We start from the raw sequence: 4648 nt of genomic DNA, 5'->3' as shown, positions 1-4648 counted from the left end.
GTAGGGGGTGATTTTGCCATTACCAGCCGCAGTGATACGGGACAAACTTCCAGCAAGCAAAACTCTGTTTCTGTTGGGTTTGGTGCTGGACAAACGGGAGGTGGAGGCTCCATGAGCGCCTCTTTCCAAAAGGATAAATCCTCTAGCGATTATCATAGTGTTGTGGAGCAATCAGGCATCAAAGCGGGTGATGGCGGCTTTAAGATCAACGTTAAAGATAAAACAACGCTGACCGGAGGTATTATTGAAAGCACCGCGCCGGCAGATAAAAACAGCCTGACCACAGGAAGCATCAGCACCAGTGATATCAGCAACGGTGCGCATGCTCACGCTAGCAGCCAAGGTTTAAGCATTTCTGCGGGTGGTCCGATGTATCAGGGCAAATATGGTGTCGGGAAAAACATTGCTAAAAATCTCTTAGATCATTCAAAAGCCCAAGATTCAGAGGAAGGATACACCAAATCTGCCATTAGCGATGGCACCATCGTCATTACTGATGAAGCAGGGCAGAAGGCATTGACAGGGCAAGATGTTGAGCAAGCCATAGCCTCCCTTAATCGTGATACTGCCACCGCCCATAAGGGTGTACAACAGCTCGATGCAGGCAAGCTGGAACAAATCGTCCATGAAAACCGTGAAATGGCAACTCAACTCTTAGAAGAAGGGTTTAAATACAGCGATGACTCCTATAAAACCATGTTTATCAAAGAGCACCCCATCGCCGTGGTCGACCGTGATGAAAATGGCAATACAATCTATGAAATAGATGCAAATGGGGTACCTATAAGAGACGCTCGTGGACAAAAAATACCTAAGTTTCATTATTTAACGGATGAAGAAAAGCAGCATTTGCAAGCCGGCTCTGATGGCAGGGTTCATGTTTCCCTCAATGGCATTTTTACACCAACCTATGAGGCGGCTGTTTATGCTGAGCAACATGCGGAGAATAAAAATGTACCGCTTTATTTTGTTGTGTTTCCCCAAGCGGATTCTGCTATCTCAGAACTCTTGGTCGCTGGTTATCAGAAGTTCATGGAAAATAACTTTTGGGGTTTGACCAATTCCACACAAGAAGCAAAAGATATAATGTCTCGCTATGGTAACACAGGATTGCATTTTGATGCCCATAGTCGTGGCAGTTTGACAGGCTTTAATATGATGAATTCTTTCAAACAAGAAGGTGTAAATGATGTAGCTGGCAATACAACGATCAGTTTCTATGGACCAGCGGCTAATGTTTTGGCGGCATCCGGTCTGTTAGGTTATGTAAGTGGTGGCAAACAAACCGCTATTGGCTTTGATGGGCATAGATATGACTTTGTAAGTCGATGGATTGGCGGTAATGGCTATACCTACGAGACAATACCTGATGGTAGTAACTGGTGGAAAGAAACATGGAATATGTTCACAAATCCCAACAGTGTCCACACATGTCTTGGACATGCGAGCTCAGCATGTCGATATGTTTATGGCTCATCCAATCTAGTACAAGTTCCTTTAAGGAGTAAAAAATGAAACAAATTTTAAAACTATTAGGTGTTGTAACTCTGTTGAGTATAGCTGGGTGCCAGTTTAATAAAACTCCCACACCATATCTAGGGATGTGGGAAAAGCCTGGAGCAGGTTTTACTGAGGTAGGAAAAGCATTATTAGAATGTGGTATGCCAACCCCTGATGATGTCGATCCAGAAAATAAAAAGCTAAGCAACAATGCATGGGCAACAATTCATGCCTGTATGATTCAATCAGGATTCCGCTATAAAGATCAAAGAGGGGGGGGGTGGTGTTATACTTTTAAAGCCGAAAACCTTCCCATTTGTCGTCCAGGTGCTGTCATACCACAGCGCAGTGTCAAGAAGCGCTTAAACAGCCCTTATTGTAAAAAATATAAAAATGCACCTGAATGCAAGCCTTAAGCACAGTTTGTGATGATCAACAATCCGCCATCCTTGCCTTCGCTTGGAATGGCGCGATTGTTTCCTCAACCACATTATTAACGGCTGAGGAAAAGCAGCATTTACAAGAAGGTTCTGATGGCAAGGTGCATGTGTCCTTTAATGGCATCTTTACTCCACCAGAGGAAGCCGCTGTTTATGCAGAGCAACATGCGAAGGATAAAAATAATCCGCTTTATTTTGTTGTGTTCCCAGAAGCCGATTCTGCTATCTCAGAACTTTTGGTCGCGGGCTATCAGAAGTTTATGGAAAATAACTTTTGGGGTTTGACCAATTCCACACAAGAAGCAAAAGATTTGGTGTATAGCCATGGTATTACAGGGTTGGAACTTTATGGCCATAGCCGTGGTACCATGACATTGGGGAATATGCTGAATTCTTTCAAACAAGAAGGTGTGCACGGGATAGCCGACAACACGAATATCAATTTCTATGGACCAGCCTTTAATGTTTTAGTTGCATCCGGTCTGTTAGGTTATGTGAGTGATGGCAAACAAACCACTATTGGTTTTGATGGGCATAGATATGACTTTGTAAGCCGATGGATTGGCGGCAATGGCTATACTTATGAGACAATACCTGCTGGCAGTAACTGGTGGAAAGAAACATGGAATATGTTCACAAATCCTTATAATCCTCATACTTGCCTTGGAGATGCGGGGCGTATGTGCAGCATACTTTACGGCCCTTCTCATCGTGAACAAAAACCTTGAATTAGATCATGGAGTAAAAAATGAAACAAACCTTAAAATTATTAAGTGCGATAACTCTATTAAGTATAGCTGGATGTCAGTTTAATAAAACTCCCCCAGGAGATGTGGCTGCGTGGAAAAAGCCAGGAGCAGGTTTTACAGAGGTAGGAAAAGCCTTGTTAGAATGCGGTCTGCCAAGCCTTATTAATGCTGATACAGAAAATAGAAAGCTCAGCTACAATGCAAATGCAACCATTGATGCTTGCATGCTCCAAGCGGGATTTCGCTATAAATATGATGTGGGGGGAGGCTGGTGTGGAAATTATAAAGCGGAAAACTTGCCCATTTGTCGTCCAGGTGCTGTGATCCCGAGGCCCAGTGTCAAGAAGCGCTTAAACAGCCCTTTTTGTAAAAAATATAAAAATGCACCTGAATGCAAACCTTAAGTCTTTCTGTTTGTGATGTGCAAGCAAGTGGTTTTGATTGATTCAAGATAAACAGATTTGAAATAAGAGAATCCTACGTTATTCGGGGGTCTAATTCAATATGAATAACGCTAGATTATCATTATAAATCAATATCTTGTATCGGCACTATCACACACTTTACTAGCTCCCAATGTTGTGCAATAGTCTTTGGCATTTGTAATGGTTCAGAAGAGGTGTTTTTATTTCCGTTAATGACATGACCGTTATAACTAATGAATATTTTATTCATGTTTATTGACGAATGCAAAGTGGTTTTTAGATGGGGTGCTGTTGTTGCATTGTTTTACTTTGCTTGTATGACTGTTGGTTTATTTGTATGTAGGTCGATTGCCCAATACTTACCTAGGCAATAAAAATGAAATGCAGCGATGAAAAATTGAAGTTAAATGACTTAAGCTGCTTGTGTTGGGTTTTATTATCTGATAGCTTCTCTCCATTAGAGAGGAATTTTGCTGCGTGTGAGCTCCAGTTTTGGGAGGATACTTAAGCTCAGACAGACTGGTATTCACTGCATTGCTTCGTTGAATCTCTGTATGTTTCCGCTGGAAATGAGAGTTTTGTTGCGGTATGTTGCTTTTTGTTCTATTTTTATAGTGGTAAAGCAATTACACACTAAAGTTTAGAAGGGTTTATATTCGTTATGTCTTTTGGGGGGGAGCGTCTAATGAATTTTGTTTTTATCAATGGAGGAATGCATTTTAGTGTGTATTCTTTTATTGTAAGCTTTATTTCTCAAAAGATAAAGCTTGGAAGGAATGATTCTTCTCATTTTTCCTTTATCTTTGTTAACGCGTTTGGTTTTGTTGGTAAAAACGTAAAACTTTTGATACTTAGTTTTCAAAAGATTAAGCAGATTTTTGTGGGGGGTAGAGTTTTAGAAAAGATATTTTCTTATGTCTTTCTGTTATTTCAGTGCAGTTTTGATCATGTAGTAAAGATGTGTCGCATCTTGAAACTGAGTGTTTGAGGGGGATGATGATTTTAAAAGTTTGCATATTTTATTTTAAATATCGCCTAAAGGAATAGAATAGTGAATTCATAAATTTTTGCGCAATTGTTTTTTTAAAAAGCTCACTATTTTGGGGAGGCTACAAGGCTTATTGATGATTAATGGGGGACTGATATAGTGGATTATCATATGGAAAGAAAGGTTATGAAAAGAATTTAATACTGGTTAGCAAAACATATATTGCATGTTCGCTATGGTTTGATTGAGGCTTAAACTAATGAATTTATAAAGTGGATGACTCTGTATAGGCGATTAGAAAGTATTTGTTCAATGTGTATAATTTTATAAATTTGCCATGTGATTTCAGTGTCATTAATTGATAAAAAATAAATAAGGGAAAATTTATGAACTTGAAGAAAAAAATATTGAAAAGTAGCAGCTCTCTTGTTTCTGCTCTTATTGCACTGGGGGTAGTTGTACAACAGGCTTCAGCAAAAACGCCGGCTGATACCCTTGTGATGGCTTGGAATCTTGATGCAATCAGTACGTTTGATCCTGCGCAGC

At 40.2% G+C, this 4648-nt stretch carries 3 protein-coding genes and 1 pseudogene; all 4 read left to right on the top strand.

Features of this window, described 5'->3' with window-relative positions:
- Positions 1-1515: pseudogene (locus ACFIKE_RS08400) on the top strand (filamentous hemagglutinin); the annotation flags it as partial.
- Positions 1512-1916 carry a hypothetical protein gene (locus ACFIKE_RS08395; RefSeq protein ID WP_375636626.1) on the top strand — a complete coding sequence of 135 codons (405 nt, stop codon included), beginning with the start codon at positions 1512-1514 and terminating at the stop codon, positions 1914-1916. The pseudogene ACFIKE_RS08400 and the gene ACFIKE_RS08395, both read left to right, overlap by 4 nt.
- A complete protein-coding gene (locus ACFIKE_RS08390) occupies positions 1904-2668 on the top strand; it encodes a filamentous hemagglutinin (RefSeq protein ID WP_375649245.1) in 765 nt (254 codons plus the stop codon). The genes ACFIKE_RS08395 and ACFIKE_RS08390 overlap by 13 nt, the downstream gene beginning before the upstream one ends.
- A gap of 20 nt (positions 2669-2688) precedes the next feature.
- Positions 2689-3093 carry a hypothetical protein gene (locus ACFIKE_RS08385; RefSeq protein WP_375649242.1) on the top strand — a complete coding sequence of 135 codons (405 nt, stop codon included), beginning with the start codon at positions 2689-2691 and terminating at the stop codon, positions 3091-3093.
- The last annotated feature ends 1555 nt before the right edge of the window (positions 3094-4648 follow it).

The sequence above is a fragment of the Bartonella sp. MU70NMGDW genome, from assembly GCF_042194085.1.
GTDB lineage: Bacteria > Pseudomonadota > Alphaproteobacteria > Rhizobiales > Rhizobiaceae > Bartonella > Bartonella grahamii.
This window is presented reverse-complemented; position numbering and strand designations above follow the sequence as displayed.

What these genes read in the sequence shown, in the direction of transcription:
- ACFIKE_RS08385 (WP_375649242.1), top strand. Translation starts at nt 2,689, where the DNA reads ATGAAACAAACCTTAAAATTATTAAGTGCGATAACTCTATTAAGTATA.
- ACFIKE_RS08395 (WP_375636626.1), top strand. Translation starts at nt 1,512, where the DNA reads ATGAAACAAATTTTAAAACTATTAGGTGTTGTAACTCTGTTGAGTATA.
- ACFIKE_RS08390 (WP_375649245.1), top strand. Translation starts at nt 1,904, where the DNA reads ATGCAAGCCTTAAGCACAGTTTGTGATGATCAACAATCCGCCATCCTT.